The sequence below is a fragment of the Bacillus sp. 0909A genome (genome assembly GCF_036765115.1).
Lineage (GTDB): Bacteria > Bacillota > Bacilli > Bacillales > Bacillaceae > Bacillus > Bacillus mojavensis.
Genome location: NZ_JBAIZU010000002.1, coordinates 32,412 through 52,051 on the forward strand (window position 1 = coordinate 32,412; position 19,640 = coordinate 52,051).

27 protein-coding genes are annotated in these 19,640 nt (G+C 41.4%); 8 read left to right on the forward strand and 19 right to left on the reverse strand.

The window, feature by feature from the left end:
* Nucleotides 1–3: 3 nt before the first annotated feature.
* Entirely contained in the window at nucleotides 4–129 is a 126-nt protein-coding gene (locus V6D42_RS05330) for a hypothetical protein (RefSeq protein WP_010334426.1), read from the forward strand.
* Between the two features lie 48 nt (nucleotides 130–177).
* Here V6D42_RS05330 and parC read toward each other — a convergent pair whose 3' ends face one another.
* From parC to V6D42_RS05345, 3 genes are all read right to left on the reverse strand, one after another.
* On the reverse strand, nucleotides 178–2,595 hold the full coding sequence (gene parC / locus V6D42_RS05335) for a DNA topoisomerase IV subunit A (RefSeq protein WP_333512602.1): 2,418 nt from the start codon (nucleotides 2,593–2,595) through the stop codon (nucleotides 178–180).
* Between the two features lie 3 nt (nucleotides 2,596–2,598).
* Complete coding sequence (parE, locus tag V6D42_RS05340) at nucleotides 2,599–4,566, reverse strand: DNA topoisomerase IV subunit B (RefSeq protein WP_333512603.1); 1,968 nt, start codon at nucleotides 4,564–4,566, stop codon at nucleotides 2,599–2,601.
* A gap of 391 nt (nucleotides 4,567–4,957) precedes the next feature.
* Complete coding sequence (locus V6D42_RS05345; RefSeq protein ID WP_268447457.1) at nucleotides 4,958–5,365, reverse strand: CoA-binding protein; 408 nt, start codon at nucleotides 5,363–5,365, stop codon at nucleotides 4,958–4,960.
* A 168-nt stretch (nucleotides 5,366–5,533) separates the two neighbouring features.
* Here V6D42_RS05345 and plsY point away from each other — a divergent pair, with 168 nt between their 5' ends.
* Both plsY and V6D42_RS05355 read left to right on the forward strand, forming a co-directional pair.
* Nucleotides 5,534–6,115 carry a glycerol-3-phosphate 1-O-acyltransferase PlsY gene (gene plsY / locus V6D42_RS05350; RefSeq protein WP_010334422.1) on the forward strand — a complete coding sequence of 194 codons (582 nt, stop codon included), beginning with the start codon at nucleotides 5,534–5,536 and terminating at the stop codon, nucleotides 6,113–6,115.
* A gap of 93 nt (nucleotides 6,116–6,208) precedes the next feature.
* On the forward strand, nucleotides 6,209–6,496 hold the full coding sequence (locus V6D42_RS05355) for a HesB/YadR/YfhF family protein (protein ID WP_029441412.1): 288 nt from the start codon (nucleotides 6,209–6,211) through the stop codon (nucleotides 6,494–6,496).
* Nucleotides 6,497–6,528: 32 nt separating this feature from the next.
* On the opposite strand, the gene V6D42_RS05360 is transcribed toward V6D42_RS05355, so the two are convergent.
* The 7 genes from V6D42_RS05360 to acnA form a co-directional block, all read right to left on the reverse strand.
* Nucleotides 6,529–6,828, reverse strand: coding sequence for a hypothetical protein (locus tag V6D42_RS05360; protein WP_010334420.1), 300 nt, complete (start codon nucleotides 6,826–6,828; stop codon nucleotides 6,529–6,531).
* Nucleotides 6,829–6,843: 15 nt separating this feature from the next.
* The gene (locus V6D42_RS05365) at nucleotides 6,844–7,260 is read right to left on the reverse strand and encodes a YbgC/FadM family acyl-CoA thioesterase (RefSeq protein WP_010334419.1); all 417 of its coding nucleotides are present in this window, start codon (nucleotides 7,258–7,260) and stop codon (nucleotides 6,844–6,846) included.
* Between the two features lie 80 nt (nucleotides 7,261–7,340).
* Complete coding sequence (gene tlp / locus V6D42_RS05370; RefSeq protein ID WP_326128592.1) at nucleotides 7,341–7,592, reverse strand: small acid-soluble spore protein Tlp; 252 nt, start codon at nucleotides 7,590–7,592, stop codon at nucleotides 7,341–7,343.
* Between the two features lie 33 nt (nucleotides 7,593–7,625).
* Entirely contained in the window at nucleotides 7,626–7,772 is a 147-nt protein-coding gene (locus V6D42_RS05375; RefSeq protein ID WP_010334417.1) for an acid-soluble spore protein N, read from the reverse strand.
* A gap of 63 nt (nucleotides 7,773–7,835) precedes the next feature.
* Entirely contained in the window at nucleotides 7,836–7,961 is a 126-nt protein-coding gene (locus tag V6D42_RS05380; RefSeq protein WP_003244964.1) for an FbpB family small basic protein, read from the reverse strand.
* 79 nt (nucleotides 7,962–8,040) lie between these two features.
* Entirely contained in the window at nucleotides 8,041–8,550 is a 510-nt protein-coding gene (locus V6D42_RS05385; protein ID WP_333512604.1) for a redoxin domain-containing protein, read from the reverse strand.
* 73 nt (nucleotides 8,551–8,623) lie between these two features.
* On the reverse strand, nucleotides 8,624–11,353 hold the full coding sequence (gene acnA, locus V6D42_RS05390; RefSeq protein ID WP_333512605.1) for an aconitate hydratase AcnA: 2,730 nt from the start codon (nucleotides 11,351–11,353) through the stop codon (nucleotides 8,624–8,626).
* A 226-nt stretch (nucleotides 11,354–11,579) separates the two neighbouring features.
* On the opposite strand from acnA, the gene sspO reads away from it, so the two are divergent.
* The 4 genes from sspO to V6D42_RS05410 all read left to right on the forward strand — a co-directional run bounded on the left by sspO (nucleotide 11,580) and on the right by V6D42_RS05410 (nucleotide 13,034).
* Entirely contained in the window at nucleotides 11,580–11,726 is a 147-nt protein-coding gene (sspO, locus tag V6D42_RS05395) for an acid-soluble spore protein SspO (RefSeq protein WP_003244839.1), read from the forward strand.
* A gap of 31 nt (nucleotides 11,727–11,757) precedes the next feature.
* Nucleotides 11,758–11,904, forward strand: a complete 147-nt coding sequence (locus V6D42_RS05400) for a small acid-soluble spore protein P (protein WP_003221237.1) — start codon at nucleotides 11,758–11,760, stop codon at nucleotides 11,902–11,904.
* Between the two features lie 78 nt (nucleotides 11,905–11,982).
* Nucleotides 11,983–12,375 carry an outer spore coat protein CotM gene (gene cotM, locus V6D42_RS05405; RefSeq protein ID WP_333513121.1) on the forward strand — a complete coding sequence of 131 codons (393 nt, stop codon included), beginning with the start codon at nucleotides 11,983–11,985 and terminating at the stop codon, nucleotides 12,373–12,375.
* A gap of 230 nt (nucleotides 12,376–12,605) precedes the next feature.
* The gene (locus tag V6D42_RS05410) at nucleotides 12,606–13,034 is read left to right on the forward strand and encodes a DUF2621 domain-containing protein (RefSeq protein WP_333512606.1); all 429 of its coding nucleotides are present in this window, start codon (nucleotides 12,606–12,608) and stop codon (nucleotides 13,032–13,034) included.
* A 30-nt stretch (nucleotides 13,035–13,064) separates the two neighbouring features.
* Here V6D42_RS05410 and V6D42_RS05415 read toward each other — a convergent pair whose 3' ends face one another.
* From V6D42_RS05415 to V6D42_RS05425, 3 genes are all read right to left on the reverse strand, one after another.
* Complete coding sequence (locus tag V6D42_RS05415; protein ID WP_081720869.1) at nucleotides 13,065–13,556, reverse strand: CcdC family protein; 492 nt, start codon at nucleotides 13,554–13,556, stop codon at nucleotides 13,065–13,067.
* 79 nt (nucleotides 13,557–13,635) lie between these two features.
* The gene (locus tag V6D42_RS05420; protein WP_010334411.1) at nucleotides 13,636–13,998 is read right to left on the reverse strand and encodes a response regulator; all 363 of its coding nucleotides are present in this window, start codon (nucleotides 13,996–13,998) and stop codon (nucleotides 13,636–13,638) included.
* Nucleotides 13,999–14,087: 89 nt separating this feature from the next.
* Nucleotides 14,088–14,795: a cytochrome c biogenesis protein CcdA gene (locus V6D42_RS05425; RefSeq protein WP_333512607.1), complete on the reverse strand. Its 708-nt coding sequence runs from the start codon at nucleotides 14,793–14,795 to the stop codon at nucleotides 14,088–14,090.
* Nucleotides 14,796–15,015: 220 nt separating this feature from the next.
* Between V6D42_RS05425 and ynzD the strand changes: the two genes are divergently transcribed.
* Nucleotides 15,016–15,189 (forward strand): aspartyl-phosphate phosphatase YnzD, encoded by a 174-nt coding sequence (gene ynzD / locus V6D42_RS05430; protein WP_024121579.1) that lies wholly within the window; start codon nucleotides 15,016–15,018, stop codon nucleotides 15,187–15,189.
* A gap of 73 nt (nucleotides 15,190–15,262) precedes the next feature.
* On the opposite strand, the gene V6D42_RS05435 is transcribed toward ynzD, so the two are convergent.
* The 6 genes from V6D42_RS05435 to yneA form a co-directional block, all read right to left on the reverse strand.
* Nucleotides 15,263–15,481, reverse strand: a complete 219-nt coding sequence (locus tag V6D42_RS05435; RefSeq protein WP_003221221.1) for a YneF family protein — start codon at nucleotides 15,479–15,481, stop codon at nucleotides 15,263–15,265.
* Between the two features lie 85 nt (nucleotides 15,482–15,566).
* Nucleotides 15,567–16,013, reverse strand: a complete 447-nt coding sequence (sirA, locus tag V6D42_RS05440) for a sporulation inhibitor of replication protein SirA (protein ID WP_029441408.1) — start codon at nucleotides 16,011–16,013, stop codon at nucleotides 15,567–15,569.
* Between the two features lie 152 nt (nucleotides 16,014–16,165).
* Nucleotides 16,166–18,169 carry a transketolase gene (gene tkt, locus V6D42_RS05445; protein ID WP_333512608.1) on the reverse strand — a complete coding sequence of 668 codons (2,004 nt, stop codon included), beginning with the start codon at nucleotides 18,167–18,169 and terminating at the stop codon, nucleotides 16,166–16,168.
* A gap of 173 nt (nucleotides 18,170–18,342) precedes the next feature.
* The gene (locus V6D42_RS05450) at nucleotides 18,343–18,576 is read right to left on the reverse strand and encodes a DUF896 domain-containing protein (RefSeq protein WP_029441406.1); all 234 of its coding nucleotides are present in this window, start codon (nucleotides 18,574–18,576) and stop codon (nucleotides 18,343–18,345) included.
* A 63-nt stretch (nucleotides 18,577–18,639) separates the two neighbouring features.
* Nucleotides 18,640–19,293 (reverse strand): YneB family resolvase-like protein, encoded by a 654-nt coding sequence (locus V6D42_RS05455; RefSeq protein WP_010334407.1) that lies wholly within the window; start codon nucleotides 19,291–19,293, stop codon nucleotides 18,640–18,642.
* A gap of 17 nt (nucleotides 19,294–19,310) precedes the next feature.
* Nucleotides 19,311–19,622 (reverse strand): cell division suppressor protein YneA, encoded by a 312-nt coding sequence (yneA, locus tag V6D42_RS05460; RefSeq protein ID WP_333512609.1) that lies wholly within the window; start codon nucleotides 19,620–19,622, stop codon nucleotides 19,311–19,313.
* Nucleotides 19,623–19,640: the final 18 nt, after the last annotated feature.

Genomic DNA, 19,640 nt, shown 5'->3' on the forward strand with positions numbered 1-19,640 from the left:
AACATGTTGTTTATCTTAAGAATGGTGATTTTAGGCTTATTCTCTTTCACAGCGCTGAACTTATTTGTATGGCAAGGTATTGAAGTCATTCATGCCGTGACAGACTTATTCACCAGCCATGAAAGCTGATGAAAATTAAAAAACCCGCTCACGATATGTGAGCGGGTTTTTTAATCATTATTCAGTTTTAAGACGCCAGACAGCTGTGATCTTGCCTGATTCTTCTTCATCAATAAAGAATGAACCATTGCTGTATCTGTCGTTTGTTCGCAATTCTTTAGCCTGCAGTTCTTTTCTATCCCCTTTTTCCGTTTCTGCCATGAACCGCTCATTAAGTCCGCATGCGAACAGCGAAACGACACGATGTGGATTTTTCTTCAGTTCCCGCAGCATAACGACTCCCCGTTTTGCACGAGAGGTCTTTTCAAATTCAGAAAGACTCATACGTTTGACCGCTCCCCTTTGTGTGAACAATACAAGAGAATCGGATTCATGCAGAATTTCTCCTGACACGACAAAGTCTCCATCTTTCAAGTTAATTCCTTTAACGCCTGCTGCACGTGCACCCACAACATTCACTTCATCTTCTCCAAACCATAGGCCATACCCCAGATGTGTCGCCATCAAGATCTGACTGTCACCATTTGTCACGTGTACATCAATCAGCTCGTCTTCACCCTTTAGATTTAACGCTACAAGTGCTTTAGAATAACGCTGTGCCTTGTAATGCGTGAGTTCTGTCTTTTTCACCATGCCGTTTTTCGTGAAGAATAAAAGATAAGCAGATGGATCAAATTCTTTTATCGGGATGGCCTTTACAATCGATTCGTCCCGTTCAATCGTGATTATGTTTGAAAAATGCTGGCCCATGTCCTTCCATCTGATATCAGGCAGCTGGTGAACCGGACAATAGATGTAGCTTCCCTTATTTGTGAAAAGCAACAACACATCTGTCGTATTCATTTCAAACTGATGCAGCAGCCTGTCTGTATCCTTCATTCCGAAATCCTGCCCGTTTGAAGCGGCAAAGGAACGCTGGCTTGTGCGCTTTAAGTAGCCATCTTTTGTAACGGTCACGTATACATCCTCAGAGGCAACCATAACTTCAAGATTAATTTTGATTTCCTCAATTTTTTCTTCAATGACAGAGCGTCTCGTGTCCGCATATTTCTTTTTCAACGCTTTTAAGCTGTTTGTAATGACCTTTAACAGCTTTTTATCATTGCTCAGAATGGATTCAAGTTCTTCAATATTTTTACTGAGCTCTTCAGCCTCTTCCTTGAGTGCTGTGATATCTGTATTTGTTAAACGATATAGCTGCAAGGACACGATAGCTTCAGCCTGAGGCTCAGTGAATTCATATTTCGCCATTAAATTGTTTTTGGCGTCACGTTTATCGCTTGAGGAGCGAATCGTTGCGATGACTTCATCCAAGATCGATAAAGCCTTCATAAGGCCTTCTACAATGTGATGTCTGTCTTTTGCTTTTTGAAGCTCATAAACAGATCGGTTTGTGACCACTTCTTTTTGGTGGCCGATATATGCATCTAAAATAGCAGGAAGACTCATCAGCATTGGACGGCGGTTATGGATCGCCACCATATTAAAGTTATACGTAATCTGCAAATCAGTATTTTTATATAAGTAATTCAAAATGCCCTTGGCATCTGCTTCTTTCTTTAGTTCTACGACCACTCTAAGGCCGGTTCGGTCTGTCTCGTCTCGGACCTCGGAGATGCCTTCAACCTTTTTATCAATACGGTATTCGTCCATTTTTTTCACAAGGTTGGCTTTGTTGACTTCAAATGGGATTTCGGTAATCACAATTTGCTCACGTCCGCCTCTGATCGCTTCGATCTCAGCTTTTCCGCGGATAATGATTTTCCCTTTTCCGGTTTCGTAGGCTTTTCTAATGCCATCAACGCCCTGGATAACTCCGCCTGTCGGAAAGTCAGGCCCTTTAATCACTTCCATGAGATCGTCTACAGAGCATGACGGTATTTGAATGCGTTTAATCACAGCATCAATGACTTCTCCTAAATGATGAGGCGGTATATCAGTCGCGTATCCTGCAGATATACCGGTAGATCCGTTGACCAGCAAGTTAGGAAACATAGCCGGAAGTACAACGGGCTCCTTGCTTGTATCATCAAAGTTCGGGACAAATTCAACTGTATTTTTGTCAATATCCCGCAGAAGCTCTGATGCAATCGAAGATAACTTTGCTTCTGTGTAACGCATGGCCGCCGGAGGATCTCCATCAATACTTCCGTTGTTCCCGTGCATTTCAATTAAAACATTACGCACTTTCCAGTCCTGGCTCATCCGCACCATTGCTTCATACACCGAACTGTCCCCGTGCGGATGGTAGTTACCGATGACGTTACCGACCGTTTTGGCCGCTTTTCTGAAATTTTTATCAAATGTGTTTCCGTCTGTATGCATCGCATACAGAATTCTGCGCTGTACGGGCTTTAAACCGTCGCGCGCATCAGGCAGCGCCCTGTCTTGAATAATATATTTACTATAGCGTCCAAAACGGTCGCCGATCACCTCTTCTAATGGTAAATCATGAAATAATTCTGGCTGTGACAATCATTAAACCTCCTCAGCGACCGATAAGTTTTCATTTTCTAAAATATTGCTTTCTTCGTCTAAGCCGAAAGCTACGTTTTTCTCAATCCACTTTCTGCGCGGCTCTACTTTATCGCCCATCAATGTCGTCACGCGTCTCTCAACACGTGCCGCGTCGTCAATTTTGACCCTTACAAGCGTACGGGACTCCGGATTCATCGTCGTTTCCCACAGCTGATCCGCGTTCATCTCACCAAGACCCTTGTATCGCTGAATTGTATAGCCCTTGCCGACTTTTTTCAATACTCCATCCATCTCTTCATCAGACCATGCATATTCAATGATTTCTTTTTTTCCGCTTCCTTTGCTGACCTTATATAAAGGAGGCAGTGCAATGAATACCTTTCCATTCTCAATGAGCGGCTTCATATAGCGATAGAAAAAGGTTAAAAGCAGCACTTGAATATGAGCGCCATCAGTATCGGCATCCGTCATAATGATGATTTTATCGTAATTAATGTCGTCGATTGAAAAATCAGCTCCGACACCGCCGCCGATTGCATGAATGATCGTATTAATCTCTTCGTTTTTAAAGATATCAGCAAGCTTTGCTTTTTCCGTGTTAATGACTTTACCGCGCAATGGCAGAACCGCTTGGAATCTGCGGTCTCTTCCCTGCTTTGCTGAACCGCCCGCAGAGTCACCCTCAACGAGATACAACTCATTTTTTGCCGGATTTCTTGAACCCGCAGGTGTCAGCTTACCGCTTAATGTCGCTTCTGATTTTTTTCGTTTTTTGCCGCTTCTGGCTTCTTCCCGTGCCTTACGAGCCGCTTCACGCGCCTGGCTCGCCTTTATTGCTTTTTTCACAAGAAGAGTAGCCGTGTCCCGGTTTTCCTCTAAAAAATACGCAAGCTGCTCTGACACGATTGCGTCTACGGCTGATCTGGCTTCGCTTGTGCCGAGTTTTCCTTTTGTTTGTCCTTCAAATTGAAGAAGTTCTTCAGGAATACGGACAGAAATAATCGCTGAAAGACCTTCCCTTATATCAGTGCCTTCCAGGTTTTTATCCTTTTCTTTCAGCAAAGACACTTTTCTCGCATATTCATTAAAGGCTCGCGTCATCGCTGTCTTTGCACCTGACTCATGAGTCCCGCCGTCTTTTGTTCTGACATTGTTAACAAACGACAGGATATTTTCAGAATAGCCGTCGTTAAACTGGAACGCAAAATCCACTTCGATGGAATGATGTTCTCCTTCAAACGAGACCACTTCAGACAGGGCATCTTTTTCTTCATTTAAGTAAGCAACAAATGCTTCTATGCCGTTCTCATAATAAAAGACTTCACGCTGGCCGCTCCGTTCGTCAATCAGTTCAATTTTTAATCCTTTTAATAAAAATGCTGATTCTCGTAATCGCTCAGAAAGCGTTTCAAAATTATAAGTTGTTGTGCTGAACATTGTCGGATCAGGCTTAAAGTGAGTAAGTGTGCCTGTCTTTTTTGTTTTGCCGATCTTTTCGAGAGATGTGACCGGTTTACCTCCGTTTTCAAAACGCTGCTGATAGGTGAAGCCGTCCCGCTCAATCGTAACCGTCAGCCATTCAGATAAAGCATTCACGACAGATGCACCGACGCCGTGAAGCCCTCCGCTTGTCTTATAACCGCCTTGACCGAATTTTCCGCCGGCGTGAAGCACCGTTAAAATGACTTCAGGGGTTGGTTTGCCGAGTTTATGCATTCCAGTCGGCATGCCGCGGCCTCTATCCTGTACAGAAATACTGTTGTCTTTATGTATTTTAACGATAATGTGATCACCATGGCCGGCAAGTACCTCATCGACGGAGTTATCTACTATTTCATAAACCAAGTGGTGCAAGCCTCTCGCGTCGGTTGAGCCAATGTACATACCCGGCCTTTTCCTAACGGCTTCAAGGCCTTCCAGCACCTGTATGGCATCTTCGTTGTAATCAAATTGCTGTTTTCTAGCCAAACGTACAAACCCCTTTCAAAAAACTAACATTTCTCTTTTTCATTGTTTACTTGTTAATTGTATAAATGTATTTTTCAAAATCCTTGCCCCGGTGCGCTTCTGCCTTGGACTCTTCATTATAACCAATGTAATCCCATTCTCAACATACAGCTAACGAATCATTCCGTAAAACATCCAAAAGTGCTGTTTTTTCGATATAAGAACGTATGTTTGTTTATTATATATAAAGCAGCGAACCTTCGCAAATCGTACGGCCGGAACCCAGCTTAGCAAGGCATTCAAAAAAGCTGTTCAAGCTTTATTGTATCTGTTTCACAGTAATTCGCAAACAATATCTTTACATAAAAAAGCAAAAATCCTTGAATTCACAAGGATTTTTGCAGCTCTGCATCTATTTTGTTACAGCGTGTGCCACTTTTATGCACAGATCCATGATGACTGTTCTGCCTTCTTCCTTCAGCATCTGATAAGCCTCTTCGTTGACCAGACCTTGCTGCGCCCAAAATACCGGAGCATCTGTCTCCAGAAACTCTTTAGCGACATCAGGAAGCTGTTCTGAACGTCTGAATACATTTACGATGTCAATCGGACCGTCAATTTCTTGTAACGATGATACGGCTTTTACACCGAGCGCCTCTTCGATCGTCGGATTTACCGGTATGATTTCGTATCCCGCATCCTGCATCGCTTTTGATACCATATACGATGTTCTTTCGGGACGGTCTGAAAGCCCGACAACTGCTATTCTCTTGCTTCCATCAAGAATTTCTTTGATTTCCGCTTTGGATGGATTTTGCATGATAGACCACTCCTTTTTGTTTATTCTACAAGACCGATAAGGAAGAACGCAAAACATGATGTATGAATGATTAGATTTGTAAGCAAACTTTACAAAAAAACTTATCATCAGATCATGACATCTCATGTTAAAATAGAAATTAGGGACATTGAAAAAGGAGAAATGTAGATGTTAATTGCTTTATTGATTATTTTGGCCTACTTGATAGGCAGTATTCCATCTGGCTTAATTGTAGGTAAGCTTGCCAAGGGAATTGATATCCGGGAGCATGGAAGCGGAAACTTGGGCGCTACCAACGCGTTCCGTACACTGGGCGTAAAAGCTGGTTCGATTGTCATAGCCGGAGATATTTTGAAAGGGACACTGGCAGCTGCATTGCCTTACCTCATGCATGTTGATATTCATCCGCTCCTTGCGGGAGTCATAGCGGTTCTTGGCCATGTGTTTCCTGTCTTCGCCAAATTTAAAGGCGGCAAAGCCGTGGCAACTTCGGGAGGCGTTTTGCTGTTTTATGCTCCTCTGTTATTCATTACAATGGTTGCGGTCTTTTTCATCTTTTTATACTTGACTAAATTTGTTTCTCTGTCATCAATGTTAACAGGGATATATACTGTCATATATAGTCTCTTTGTACATGATAAGTATTTGTTGATTGTCGTCACGCTGCTCACTGTTTTTGTAATATACAGGCACCGGGCGAACATCAAACGAATTATCAATAAAACAGAACCTAAAGTCAAATGGTTATAAATGTTTGAAAAGCTTCTATTTTGACACGAGGCAGCCTAATACGTTTATAATAGAGAAAATCAAATGATAACAAAGGGAAAAGGGGGTTCTGTTATGAATATGACAGTTAACGAAGACGCGCTGAACTGGTATAAAGAAGAGCTTGATTTACAAAACGGAGACCAAGTTCGTTTTTTTGTCCGCTATGGCGGCTGCAGCAACGTTCAAAAAGGTTTTTCTCTAGGAGTGACAAAAGATGCTCCTCAAGAGGCAGGAGTCACGGCAGAAGTCGGAGGCATCACCTTCTTTATTGAAGAAAGTGATCTTTGGTACTTTGACAACCATGATCTTCTGGTCAGCTATTCAGAGTCTGCTGATGAGCCTGTATTTGAATATCAATAAGAAAAAGAACGCATATCATATGCGTTCTTTTTTTATAAATGAAAACGTGTAAGATGATCGGTCAGGTTTTCTTGTTCTAGGATATATTTTTGCGTCTCGCCCAAAAGATCAAAGTGGGGAAATTCGCTTTTTTTATGTATCCATTCTTCCTTCAAACCGTAAGCCGCACCCCATTGAACCAGCTTATCAATATCTGCACAGCCTGCTTTTGTCACGGTTTTAGATTCCGGGAAACGGTCATCCAGCCAATAATGTGTTAAAAATGCGATTTCCCCTCTTTTTACTGCCTTCTTCCAGCGGTTAACTTCCTCCCGTTTCACGCCAAATGCCATCTGTCATTCACTTCCCTATTTTTTGGCCTTTTCATATGCTGCGTGCCAATCGGGAAAAGCCTTACGAAACTGAATCGGTTTAAAACTTTCTTTATCCACACAAATATGAGATGATTTCGCTTCAATAGAAAGCTCACCGGCCGGATTATATATGTGGTAGCCATATATGGTTTTAAAGCCGTTGTATTCCTCAATCCATGTGTGCACCACCGCAGTTTCCCCATAATGAAGGGGTTTTTTGTAGGAAATATTGATATCAACGACTGGGGAAAGAACGCCTTTCTTTTCCATATCACTGTACAAAAAGCCTAAGTCTTTAATGAGTGCCGTCCTTCCGACCTCCATCCAAACAAGATAATTCGCATGATACACGATCCCCATTTGATCTGTTTCAGCGTAACGCACTTCTATTTCTGTTTTTGATACATGCAAGATACTCTGCTCCCTTAATCAGTTTAGCCCCATTTTACCACATCCAAATCAGAAAGAAAAAAACCAGGTTTCCCTGGTTTTTACGAACGGTATCCGTTTTCTCTCGCTTCGGATTCGTCTTGAATTTCATTGCGAAACGCTTCGATGCTCTCTTCCCGTCTCGCGTTTTTTTCTTTAATACGCTGCTTATCTTCTCCTGAAGCAAACTCCATTGATTCTTCTGCTTCTTCTATATTTTCGATCGTATTTTGAACCATATCCTGCAGTTTCTCCACGTTGTCGGAACGGTCGTCAGGATTAGGCTGCTGATATTGATTTTGTTTTTTTGTCATTGGGATGAACCTCCTAGAATAAAATCAATCCGGCTACTCGCCTTTCGTCTGCATGATAACTGGCTGCTGACCAGAAGTATCGTGCATTTTTTCCCCTTTATTGCGTTTATATTTAACAGGCTTTGTACCCAAGTGGCTCGGAGCATATTGAGGCTGACCGTTTTTCTTGTTGTTTCCCATGTTTATCCCTCCTCACAAATAGGATTCTCAAAAGGAGGGGTAAACATGAATACAAATTAAAGGTTATTTTTGCTTGAATCTCTGTTCAAGTTTTTCCTCAAGCTGATTTAAATATTCCGTATTCGTCATCAGCTCTTTTTTGTTTTCCATGACGAGCTCATGAAAAGAACGTTTTCTCATCTTCTTCACTCTTCTCACCTCCGCGTATTCTTTTATTTTTTCCAATTCTGAAAATTTGTAAGCATGTTCGCACAAAAAAAAACTGAATCTAATGAATATCCAGTTTTTCTTTCATCTCTTTTTTTGTCATGGTCCCGATATGTATGTCTTGTATCACGCCTTTTTCATCTAAAATATAGGTAGTTGGGTATGAAAACACATTATAGTCTGCATTAATACCTTTTTTATCAATTAAAATGGGGAAGGTTACATGATACGTATCTGCAAAGGCTTGCACCTGTTTTTCGCTTTTCTCAGCTGAAGTGAAATTAACTGCAATAACAGCTAAATCTGAGTGCTCCTTTTGCAGTTCCTCCATCGCCGGCATTTCCTGACGGCACGGTTTGCACCAAGTTGCCCAGAAGTTAAGCAGAACTTTTTTGCCTCTGACATCTGATAAGGAGCTTCTTTCCCCTGATAGCGTTTTCAAAGTGAAGTCAGGCGCTTGCTGTCCCTCTTCGATGCCTATTTCTTTTTTGCTAAATTGCTGATAGATGTTCCAGCACATGTATCCGGCAAGCCCAATCAACAGGATTCCTGCGACCCATTTTTTCAGCATATGTCATCCACCCCCGGAGCTATCTTATCTCATAAAAAGAAGAGAAAGCAGGGCGCCTTCTCTTCTTCATACGTCATGATTGCTTCATTTTTTCGCGAAGCACCATTTGCAGAATTCCGCCATGGCGGTAATAATCAATTTCAACTTCACTATCGAAACGCACAAGTGCTTCAAATGTTTTTACATTTCCGTTTTCATCAATTGCTCTTACTGTAACGATATCACGAGGGCGTACGCTTTCATCAACATCCACCTCAATCGCTTCTTTACCGCTTAAGCCGAGTGTATCTGCATTTTCACCTTGTTTAAATTGAAGAGGGAGCACACCCATGAATACCAGGTTACTTCTGTGGATTCTTTCAAAGCTCTCAGCAATTACAGTTCTAATGCCGAGCAGGTTTGTTCCTTTTGCAGCCCAGTCACGGGAAGATCCCATACCATAATCTTTTCCAGCTAAGATGGCAAGGCCTGTTTTATCTTCTTTATATCTCATGCAGGCATCATAGATAGATGTCACTTCACCAGTCGGCCAATACGTTGTATATCCGCCTTCTGTGCCCGGCGCGATCTGGTTTTTGATGCGGATGTTTGCAAATGTTCCTCTCATCATAACCTCATGGTTTCCGCGGCGTGAACCGTAAGAGTTAAAGTCACGAGGTGACACACCTTTTGATTGCAAGTATTTTCCGGCAGGTGTATCTTTTCCGATTGCCCCTGCAGGAGAGATATGGTCGGTTGTGACTGAATCGCCGAATTTACCGACTACACGAAGGCCTTTTAAAGGTTCAACCTTGCCTGGGTCAACTGACATTTCCTCGAAGAAAGGCGGGTTTTGAATATAGGTTGACTCATTATCCCATTTGTAAAGCGCTTCGTCTGTTGTCTCAATCTCATTCCAGCGCTTGTTGTCATCGAATACTGTTTCGTACTCCTTGCGGAAGAGCTCCGGTGTAACGGTTTGTTTAACAAGTGAGTTAATTTCGTCCATTGACGGCCAAATATCGTTAAAGTACACTTTTTGTCCGTCTTTGCCGACACCGATCGGATCCGTCTTCAGGTTAATGTTCACTGTTCCAGCCAGCGCATAAGCTACTACAAGCGGCGGAGAAGCAAGGTAGTTACCTTTCACGAGCGGATGAATACGTCCTTCAAAGTTACGGTTTCCAGAAAGAACAGACGTAATCAACAGGTCATTTTTCGCAACTGCTTCTTCAATTTCCGGTGAAAGCGGACCTGAGTTTCCGATACATGTTGTACATCCATATCCAACGAGGTTAAAACCAAGCTCCTTCATGTATGGAAGAAGGCCTGAATTCACAAGATAACCTGTAACAACCTTAGAGCCTGGTGCAAGTGATGTTTTCACGTAATTAGGCACTTTGAGACCTAATTCAACCGCTTTTTTCGCCACAAGGCCGGCACCGATTAAGACGTATGGGTTAGATGTATTCGTACAGCTTGTAATCGCAGCAATAGCGATTGCACCTGTTTTCATGACTGTTTCTTCGCCGTTAAGCAATTTAAATTTAATTTCTTTGTCTTCCTCTTCGGCGTTTAAGCCAAATCCTTGGTTACCCGCAGGGCTGACTAAGTGCTTTTTAAACGTTTCCTGCATATTAGAAAGCGGTATCAAATCCTGAGGGCGTTTTGGACCCGAAAGGTTGGCTTCAATTTTAGACAAATCAATTTCAACGACATCAGTAAATTGCGGGTCTTCTATGTCAGGAGTGTAGAACAAGCCGTTGCTTCTGCAATATGCTTCTACTACGTCAATATGTTCAGCATCGCGGCCTGTCAGACGCAGATAATTAAGAGCTTCTTCATCTACAGGGAAGAACCCGCATGTAGCACCGTATTCCGGAGCCATGTTGGCGATTGTCGCACGGTCTGCTAGCGGCAGTTCAGCAACTCCCGGTCCGAAGAACTCAACAAATTTGCCGACTACGCCTTTTTCACGCAGTACTTGTGTCACTTTTAACGCCAAGTCAGTGGCTGTTGTTCCGTTCGGAAGCTTTCCGACAAGTTTTGCGCCGATTACCTCAGGAACAGGGAAATAAGAAGGCTGCCCGAGCATTCCCGCTTCCGCTTCAATTCCGCCGACACCCCAGCCGAGAACACCGATTCCGTTAATCATTGTTGTATGCGAGTCGGTTCCTACCAGCGTATCAGGATACGTAATCAGTTCTCCGTCTTCTTCGACTGCGTGCACAACACTTGCCAAGAACTCAAGGTTTACCTGGTGAACGATACCTGTTGCTGGCGGTACTGCCTGGTAGTTATTAAACGCTTTCTTTGCCCAGCTTAAAAATTTGTAACGCTCTGCATTTCTTTCAAATTCCAAGTCCATATTAATAGCCAAAGCATCTTCTGTGCCCGCTTTATCAACCTGTACAGAGTGGTCGATGACAAGATCAACAGGAATCTCAGGGTTGATTTTGTCAGGATCTCCACCGACAGCTGCCATTGCTTTACGTAATGAAGCAAGGTCAACTACTGCCGGTACCCCAGTGAAATCTTGTAAAATAACGCGAGATGGTTTAAACGGAACATCGATTTCCTTTAACTCGGCAGTTCCCCATTTTGCCAAATTTTCCACGTGTTCCTTTTTGATGACGAATCCGTCAACTTGACGCAGTACAGATTCTAAAAGAACTTTGATGGAGTAAGGAAGCTTCGATACCTTTCCGATCCCCAGATCTTCCAATGCTTTTAAAGAGTAGTAATGATAGGTTTTCCCATTTGTAGTAAACGTTTTTCTCGCTTGGAAAACGTCTTGTGCTACAGTTTTTTGCTCGTTTGCCATTCTCCAAAATCCCCCTTCAGATCAGTTCATTCTCAGATGAACGTTACATTCCATCACAATTTTCTCACAATTTCATATTAAAACAAAATCATACATAAGTAAATATCAATGTTTTTATTAAATACAATAAGATCGGCTTATCAGGCGAAAAACCGGGAAATTTTACTGTTTGCGCTCTCTCATATTCCTCATTGAAAGAAGCCATATTATGATTGAGGTGATAATGATGGTCAAAAGAAAAGCAAACCACGTAATAAATGGGATGAATGACGCGAAAAGCCAAGGCAAAGGCGCCGGCTATATAGAAAACGATCAGCTTGTACTGACTGAAGCAGAACGCCAAAATAACAAAAAAAGAAAAACCAATCAATAACGTTGAACTCTTTTAAGGAGGTTCTCATTTTATGACCAATAAAAATACTAGTAAAGATATGCATAAAAACGCCCCTAAAGGACATAATCCGGGTCAGCCGGAACCTCTTAGCGGAAGCAAGAAAGTAAAAAACAGAAATCACACAAGACAAAAGCACAATTCTAGCCATGATATGTAGTAAAAGCAGACCTTAGCGTCTGTTTTTTTATGCGTTCACCCATTTCTGACCAACTGCATAAGCTAAAGCAAGGTTGATATATGGAGGAATGCTTCCATGACCCATTCAAAACGAAACGATGCTAATGATTTCGATGGTATGGAGGAATGGCTTCGACATTTTTTTGAAGATCCGTTCGCCTGGTACGACGAAACATTACCTATTGATCTATATGAAACAAGTCAGCAATATATTATTGAAGCAGACCTATCGTCTTTACAGCCAACACAAATAACAATTACCTTGTCCGGATGTGAGTTCATCCTAACGGCTAAATCCTCGGAACAGACTCTTGAAAAACAAATGATGCTTCCTTTTTATTTGAATGACAAATCGATTGAGACTGAATGCGAAAATCAAATTCTCACAGTTGCTGTCAATAAAGAGATAAATGATGGCTCTTCTTTTTCTCTTCAATTTCCTCTCAGCTAAAATCAAAAGTCACTTTCATCCCCTATTATGAAAGTGACTTTTTTCCGTCCATTTATCGTCAAATACCCTCTAGTGACTCTCCCATGGCCAAATAGCAGATTCACTATACAATAGAATATGATCTATCATCTCTTTTGACTAGACGTCTATCATTTTTTTCTATTTTTTTTAACATTGTTCTTCTATTCTTTCTTCATATACAATATGGTTAGTATAAGGGGGAATGATTGATGCTGGAAGGCTGGTTTTTGTGGTTTATTCTGTTTTGGGTGATCACGATGATTGTCTTGTTATCAATCGGCGGTTTTTTTATGTTCCGAAAGTTTTTAAAGCGTTTACCAAAAGAGGACGGCAGATCTGAGCTGGATTGGCAGGATTACTATATTGAAAACAGCAGGCATCTATGGAGCAATGAAAACAAACAATTTCTCGATGAATTGGTTACACCTGTTCCAGAGCTGTTCAGAGATATAGCGAGAGCAAAAATTGCCGGAAAAATCGGAGAGCTGGCATTAAAAGAAAACGTAGCAGCGATTGATCAGCGGCTTATTATCAAAGGTTATATTCTGGCTACTCCGAAAAGAGATCATACCTTTTTAAAGAAACATCTAAGAGACAAGAATATCGAAATTGAACCTTATCAGGCCCTTCTTAAATAAAAAACCTTTCCCGCGAAGAGGAAAGGTTTTTTAATTCATTTGAATGTCTGCTGACTGCAGCTCGCTTTGAAGTTTTCGATATGACAGATACATGGCAATTCTCCACGGCACAATCATACCGAAAGCCAGAATCCAGAACATACCGCTCAGTGCGCCGTAATCAACCGATGTGCTTAAAATCGATTTCATCACAATTCTGATCACCAAAAGGCCGATTAAAATAAAGACAAATGCCTTAGACCGTTTCATGTAAATTTCATTATTTTTAATTTCAAACTTTGAAGTTTTTATAAGAAAAATAGAGAAAATCACGCCTAAAGTGATCGCTTCTAAAAACTCTTCACCTGTTACCCAAAAAACCGGAAATAAAAACATTAACGCCCCCGTACTCATAAAAATCGGCGGAAGAATGATTTTTTTCGCTGAAACAGGTTTATCGGAAGACTTAATTCTGACTACCATCACAGCTGCAGCCATTAAAACAGCAACAATTGATGAAACGATTATCATCATACTTATCATTCCTTTGTTTCTCGGAGTGTTGACACTATATACTATACTCCAAAACAATAAAAAAAACCATTTTGAAAAGAAATGACTTTCAATTTCCCATAACGCGATTCACAGCTTCTAATACTTTGGACTCCTCAAACGGTTTGACAATAAAATCTTTTGCCCCAAGTTCAATGGCTTCCGTAACAATTCTTTGCTGGCGCATTGCGGTACACATAATTATCTTTGCTTTAGGGTCAAAGGAAATGATCTCACGAAGCGCCTTAATTCCGTTTTTCACCGGCATCGTAATATCCATCGTCACTAAGTCCGGCCGAAGTTTTTTATACAGGTCAGCCGCTTGTTCGCCGTCCGCCGCCTCGCCTGCTATTATGTAATTTGCCTCTTCCAAGATCTCTCTGATTTTTACTCTCATGAACTTGGCGTCGTCTACAACTAAAACTCTTGTCATATTCCCCTCCAAAAATCGAATTCCTCAGGTAATAGTCTTATTGTACCAAAAACAAAAGGATTAGTAGTAGTGCAAAAGTAATTTAACAGTCAGAAACCTGTAAAACCACCAAAAAGATCCGACAGCAAAATAATGATCAAGTTCATCCAGTTAAAAAATAGCAGGATCCCAATTACAATCATAAGTACGCCGCCCGCTTTCATGATCAAAAGCTGATTCTGCCTGATCCACTTCAGCTTCGTAATGAAGAAAGACAATAATACAAACGGAACGGCAAATCCGAGAACATATAGCATCATATACGGTACCGCTGAGCCAGGATTCGTACCTGCTAATGTGATAACAGCCCCCAAAATAGGGCCTGTGCAAGGCGTCCAGCCGGCCGCAAAAGCCATGCCGATTAAAATTGAACCGAAAAACCCCCCCGGCTTATGCTTAAAATGGACTCTGCGCTCTTTCATGATAACCTCAGGACGAAACACGCCAAGCGTGATAAAACCGAACAGAATAATGAGCAAAGCGCCAACTTGCCGAATAACATCATGATAATCCCTAAACAAGGTTCCAATAAAAGATGTACCATATCCTAAAGCAATAAAAATCACTGAAAACCCTAGCAAAAAAAACAGCGTATGAGCCAAGCTTCTTTTTTGCAGCAGCAGTTTCTCTGTTTTCACATCATCCATGCTCACTCCTGTAATATATGACAGGAAAGCCGGATACAGCGGCAGGCAGCAAGGCGAAATAAATGATAAAAATCCAGCCCCGAATGTCAGAAGATAATTCACATCTCCCATGTCATCATCCCTTCATAATTTGACATTCCTTCAAGTTATGACAAAATCATTTCATTTTTTTAACACTTTCACTCGAAGGATTTCTATTTTCAAAAAAAACTTATATAATTTAATTTGACATTGAGACATTGTACTCCTTCTCATTTGAAAATTAGTATAAATATGGATATAATATAAACATTCACTTTTGAAGATTTAATGTATGAAAGGATACATCCCTGTGATTAGAGAGCATCTATTAAATGAAATTGAAAAAAAAAGAGCAGAGCTGCTGCAAATTGTCATGGCGAACGGAATGACATCTCATATTACGATAGAACTCAGTCAGGAGCTTGACCATCTTCTCATACAATATCAAAAGCAGCGCCTTCGAGCAGTAGCGGGTGATGAATGATTGCAAAATAAAAAACCCGATAAAGGGTTTTTTATTTTATAACCATGTTTCTCTATATCATAATCTTTACGTATTATTTCGTTTGATTATTCATGGCTTTCATCATTTGATTGATTTTCTTTTGAGAAGGTTTCATTCCCATTTGCATCATCATCATGCGTAACATTTGTTCATTAATAGGCGGATTCTTTTTAAGGTAGCTCATCATATATTTACGAGCAATAAAAAACCCGAGTGCAACACCTATGAGCAGTGCAACAACGCCCACTAGGATGCCAACCCATAAAGTCATTTTATTTCCTCCTTCATGTTGTCTAGTTTAAAGTGTACTAAACCAAAAGCTATTATACAACATTTACATCTCTTTTTCTTCGGTTTTAGACAAAATTTCTTTCTTTCACCGGATTTAACCACCCATACCGCTTCGTATTGAAATCCATTGCGAGAAAGCAAGGGCTTACTTTGCGAAGAACTTCAAAAAATATCGTTTCTGCCTCGTAATCTCCGTTAGCTACAATTTCAATCATGTGTTCCCTCATCATAAAAGACGCTTGTCCCTTTGCTTTTGGCAGAGATAATCTATAAATATAATCCAGCTGTGTATAGTTTGTATTATTCAAATTCATTTTTAACCGCTGATGCATATGTAAAATCGGAATAGGTTTCGTAATATATTGAATTTGTTTCTCTGTCATTTCATACTGCTGCCTCGTCAGGCTTGTCCAATGATAGTCTTGAAACAGCTCAAACATAACCGATTCCCGCCCGAAATAGTGATTGGCAAATTCCTCTTTGATCAGGTACGTATAGTAGTGACGTTCCATCTTCTCATCCCCTTTTCCAGCAGCATTTCATTTGCAATCTATTATACAAAAGAAGAGAAGAAAGAATTGTCTATTACTGTTAACCAGCCAATACTATTTTTGTCGGATAAACAAGAAAAAGAGGATGATTTGACTCATCCCCTTTGAAAACCTTATTTATTGATTAATGCTTTAACTCGATCCACAACGTTTGCAACTGAGAAGCCGTATTCATTGATGATCGTTTCGCCAGGAGCGGAGGCACCGAATTTGTCAATGCCGAGCACGTCTCCTTCAAGCCCTGTGTATTTACCCCAGCCAAATGATGCGCCCATTTCAATCGCAAGACGTTTTCTCACATCTAACGGAAGCACGGAGTTTTTGTATTCATCAGATTGTTTCTCAAAACGATCTACTGAAGGCATGCTGACGACAGAAACATCAATATTTTCTTTCGCCAATTCAGCCTGTGCTTCAATTGCCAGACCAACCTCTGAGCCCGTCGCGATAAGAAGAGCGTCCGGTGTTTCGTTTTTAGACTTAGAAACAACATAAGCACCCTTTTCTACACCAACCAATGCCTCTTCAGCTGTTTGGTCGATTGTAGGAAGGTTTTGACGTGTCAATACGAGTGCCGTTGGCTGATCTGTGCTCTGTACCGCAAGCTTCCATGCCGCTGCTGTCTCATTACCGTCTGCAGGGCGGATTAAAGAAAGGTTAGGCATTGCGCGTAAAGAAGCAAGCTGCTCAACCGGCTCGTGAGTCGGTCCATCTTCACCGACCGCAATACTATCGTGAGTAAAGACATATGTCACAGGAAGACCCATTAATGCTGCAAGGCGAATCGCCGGACGCAAGTAATCAGAGAAGACAAAGAATGTTCCGCCGAATACACGAAGTCCGCCATGAAGCGCCATACCGTTTAAGGCTGCACCCATAGCAAATTCACGAACACCAAACCAGAAATTTTTGCCTGAGTAATCAAGCGCTGTATAATCACCGGAATTTTTAATCGTCGTTTTGTTTGACCCTGCTAAGTCTGCAGAACCGCCGACAAAGAACGGAATTTTATTCGCAAGACCGTTTAGAACCTCACCTGAAGAGGCACGGGATGCCAGACTGCTTCCTTTTTCATAAACAGGCACCTCTTGATCCCAGTCTTTCGGAAGTTCTCCTTTGATAGCCAGTTCAAGCTGTTCAGCGAGTTCCGGATAAATTTCTTTATATTTAGCGAATTGGTCATTCCATTCCTGTTCCTTTTTCTCGCCGGATTCTTTTACTGTTTTTGCAAAATGCTCATATACTTCTGACGGAACGTAGAAATCTTCTTCATACGTCCATGCATAAGCTTCTTTTGTTAATTTACTTTCTTCTTTGCCAAGCGGAGCACCGTGAACACCGGAAGTGCCGGCACGGTTAGGGGAACCGTAACCAATTGTCGTTTTCACTTCAATTAATGTAGGTTTCTTGTCATTTTGGCGTGCTTTTTCAATTGCGGCAGATAATTCTTCAATATTGTTTCCATCCTCAACGTAAAGAACTTCCCAGTTCATCGCCTCAAAACGCTGTTTTACGTTTTCAGAGAATGAACGATCCAGATCTCCATCCAATGAGATGTCATTCGAATCGTATAATACGATAAGACGGCCAAGCTGAAGATGGCCTGCAAGTGAAGCGGCTTCAGAAGAAATACCTTCCATTAAATCACCGTCACCGCAAATGCTGTATGTATAGTGATCGACTACATTGAATGAATCGCGGTTGTAAGTTTCGGCTAAATGGCGTTCTGCAATAGCCATTCCGACCGCCATTGCGATTCCTTGTCCAAGCGGTCCTGTTGTTGCATCAACACCGGCTGTATGTCCGAATTCCGGATGTCCCGGTGTTTTGCTGCCCCACTGACGGAATCCCTTAAGATCTTCAATACTGAGATCATACCCGCTTAAATGAAGCATGCTGTATAAAAGTGCTGATCCGTGTCCCGCAGATAAAACAAAACGGTCGCGGTTAAACCACCCAGGGTTTGCCGGATTCACATTCATAAATTTTGTCCATAGCGTATATGCCATTGGCGCTGCCCCCATAGGCATTCCAGGGTGACCAGAATTTGCTTTTTCAATAGCGTCTATTGATAGTGTGCGAATGGTAGCAACTGATTTCTTTTCAATTGTATCCATAAAAATCCCCTTCCTATATGTTGTACCCTTTCATCATAAATGTCTGACGACTTTTTCTCAACTGTTTCAGCTTAAATTTGAGAGAAACTTGATGAATTTTGTCACCTGAAGAAAGCCCTGCTGTTTGTAGTATATACAAAAGAGGAATACGATATTGCCGTATTCCTCTTATATTAATGAAGTCTGTTATTTTTTTTTTCTCTTTTTAACTTTTCAGGTGTTACGTCATTGCCTTCAGGATCAATGATTTTTACACTTTTTAATGTGTTTTTCATAGAAGAACGAAATCCTTTTAGGTATTCTTGGCGGAGCTTTTGCTGCTCGGCTTTTTCTTCTTCTGTGATAACGCCAGCTTTAGCTTTTGCGGCAAGTTCATTGATTCTGGCAATTTTTTCGTTTGAAATCATGATAAACTCCTTTATTGCATTTTGTCTATATACTACTAAAACACGAGGAGTTTTACAACTGGTTCACTCGCCTGTCTGCTCATTCTCTATGTATTCCTGAAAACGCCGATGGACTGTCGCCTTTGACACATCATAGCCAAAACCTCTCAACGTAGCCGCAATTTCAGCAAACGTCAGTTTATTTGCTCTCAACCGGACAATCTCCGAGATCGGAACTTCTATTCTATCTTTTCCGCTGTTTTCATGCTGGTTTTTCAGGTTCTTTTGAGGCTTAAAACCATTTTTTACTGCGCGTTTCATTCCGCGTTTAATTTTCATGTTGTGGATCTTTCTCTGGTATTCCTCCACAATACTGACGATTTCCAGAACCATAGAGTCAGCCTCCGATAACTCAAGTTCACCTCTGTGAGCGGTCGTAAATACTTTCACACCTTCCCTGTAAATACAATGAAGAAGTGCAATTTTCGCGTTTCCCCGGCCAAGTCTTGTTTCATCCTGAACTAAAATCACATCAATATTTGAGTTCTTGATATGATCAAGCAAATCAAATACACCATCCCGGTCCATTTCATATCCGCTGGCTTTTTCGGAAATCACTTTGACGACTTCTATGCCGTTCTCAGCAGCAATGGCCGTAAGCTCCTCCTCCTGCCGCTTTAATGAGGTTTCTTGCTGTTCTTTATTTGTGCTTACTCGGGCATAAATGAGTGCTTTCACCTTTCTACCTTTCCTCTCTATTTAACAGTAGCCAGTTCGTATGCAGCCGGATGTTCCTTTTTTAATGGAATCACCAATTCATCTCCCGGCTGAAGTTCAGACGGCTGAAGATTATTTTTTTCAGCTACCCATTCAATAAAATCACTTTTATTTATCTTTTTTGAGTCAGCCACCTGGTCGGCGAGCGACCAAAGCGTATCCCCCTGCTGAACTTTTATTTTAACATACTGGTTAAGCTCCTGGTCGCTGCTTGTATATGACAACAGAAGGATAACCACGCTTAGAATCACAGTGAACAGGCCGACAAAAATAATAGATTCTTTCCTCATGATAACAACCTCCAACAA

Bases quoted from the DNA above. Each gene is read 5' to 3' on its own strand.
- V6D42_RS05375 (WP_010334417.1), bottom strand. From the start codon at position 7,772: ATGGGAAACAACAAGAAAAACGGTCAGCCTCAATATGCTCCGAGCCAC.
- V6D42_RS05355 (WP_029441412.1), top strand. From the start codon at position 6,209: ATGAATATGACAGTTAACGAAGACGCGCTGAACTGGTATAAAGAAGAG.
- tkt (WP_333512608.1), bottom strand. From the start codon at position 18,169: ATGGATACAATTGAAAAGAAATCAGTTGCTACCATTCGCACACTATCA.
- plsY (WP_010334422.1), top strand. From the start codon at position 5,534: ATGTTAATTGCTTTATTGATTATTTTGGCCTACTTGATAGGCAGTATT.
- V6D42_RS05345 (WP_268447457.1), bottom strand. From the start codon at position 5,365: ATGCAAAATCCATCCAAAGCGGAAATCAAAGAAATTCTTGATGGAAGC.
- V6D42_RS05435 (WP_003221221.1), bottom strand. From the start codon at position 15,481: ATGACTTTATGGGTTGGCATCCTAGTGGGCGTTGTTGCACTGCTCATA.
- sspO (WP_003244839.1), top strand. From the start codon at position 11,580: ATGGTCAAAAGAAAAGCAAACCACGTAATAAATGGGATGAATGACGCG.
- V6D42_RS05420 (WP_010334411.1), bottom strand. From the start codon at position 13,998: ATGACAAGAGTTTTAGTTGTAGACGACGCCAAGTTCATGAGAGTAAAA.
- tlp (WP_326128592.1), bottom strand. From the start codon at position 7,592: ATGACAAAAAAACAAAATCAATATCAGCAGCCTAATCCTGACGACCGT.
- V6D42_RS05425 (WP_333512607.1), bottom strand. From the start codon at position 14,795: ATGGGAGATGTGAATTATCTTCTGACATTCGGGGCTGGATTTTTATCA.
- V6D42_RS05415 (WP_081720869.1), bottom strand. From the start codon at position 13,556: ATGATAAGTATGATGATAATCGTTTCATCAATTGTTGCTGTTTTAATG.
- V6D42_RS05410 (WP_333512606.1), top strand. From the start codon at position 12,606: ATGCTGGAAGGCTGGTTTTTGTGGTTTATTCTGTTTTGGGTGATCACG.
- sirA (WP_029441408.1), bottom strand. From the start codon at position 16,013: ATGGAACGTCACTACTATACGTACCTGATCAAAGAGGAATTTGCCAAT.
- V6D42_RS05450 (WP_029441406.1), bottom strand. From the start codon at position 18,576: ATGATTTCAAACGAAAAAATTGCCAGAATCAATGAACTTGCCGCAAAA.
- acnA (WP_333512605.1), bottom strand. From the start codon at position 11,353: ATGGCAAACGAGCAAAAAACTGTAGCACAAGACGTTTTCCAAGCGAGA.
- V6D42_RS05330 (WP_010334426.1), top strand. From the start codon at position 4: ATGTTGTTTATCTTAAGAATGGTGATTTTAGGCTTATTCTCTTTCACA.
- V6D42_RS05360 (WP_010334420.1), bottom strand. From the start codon at position 6,828: ATGGCATTTGGCGTGAAACGGGAGGAAGTTAACCGCTGGAAGAAGGCA.
- V6D42_RS05400 (WP_003221237.1), top strand. From the start codon at position 11,758: ATGACCAATAAAAATACTAGTAAAGATATGCATAAAAACGCCCCTAAA.
- V6D42_RS05385 (WP_333512604.1), bottom strand. From the start codon at position 8,550: ATGCTGAAAAAATGGGTCGCAGGAATCCTGTTGATTGGGCTTGCCGGA.
- yneA (WP_333512609.1), bottom strand. From the start codon at position 19,622: ATGAGGAAAGAATCTATTATTTTTGTCGGCCTGTTCACTGTGATTCTA.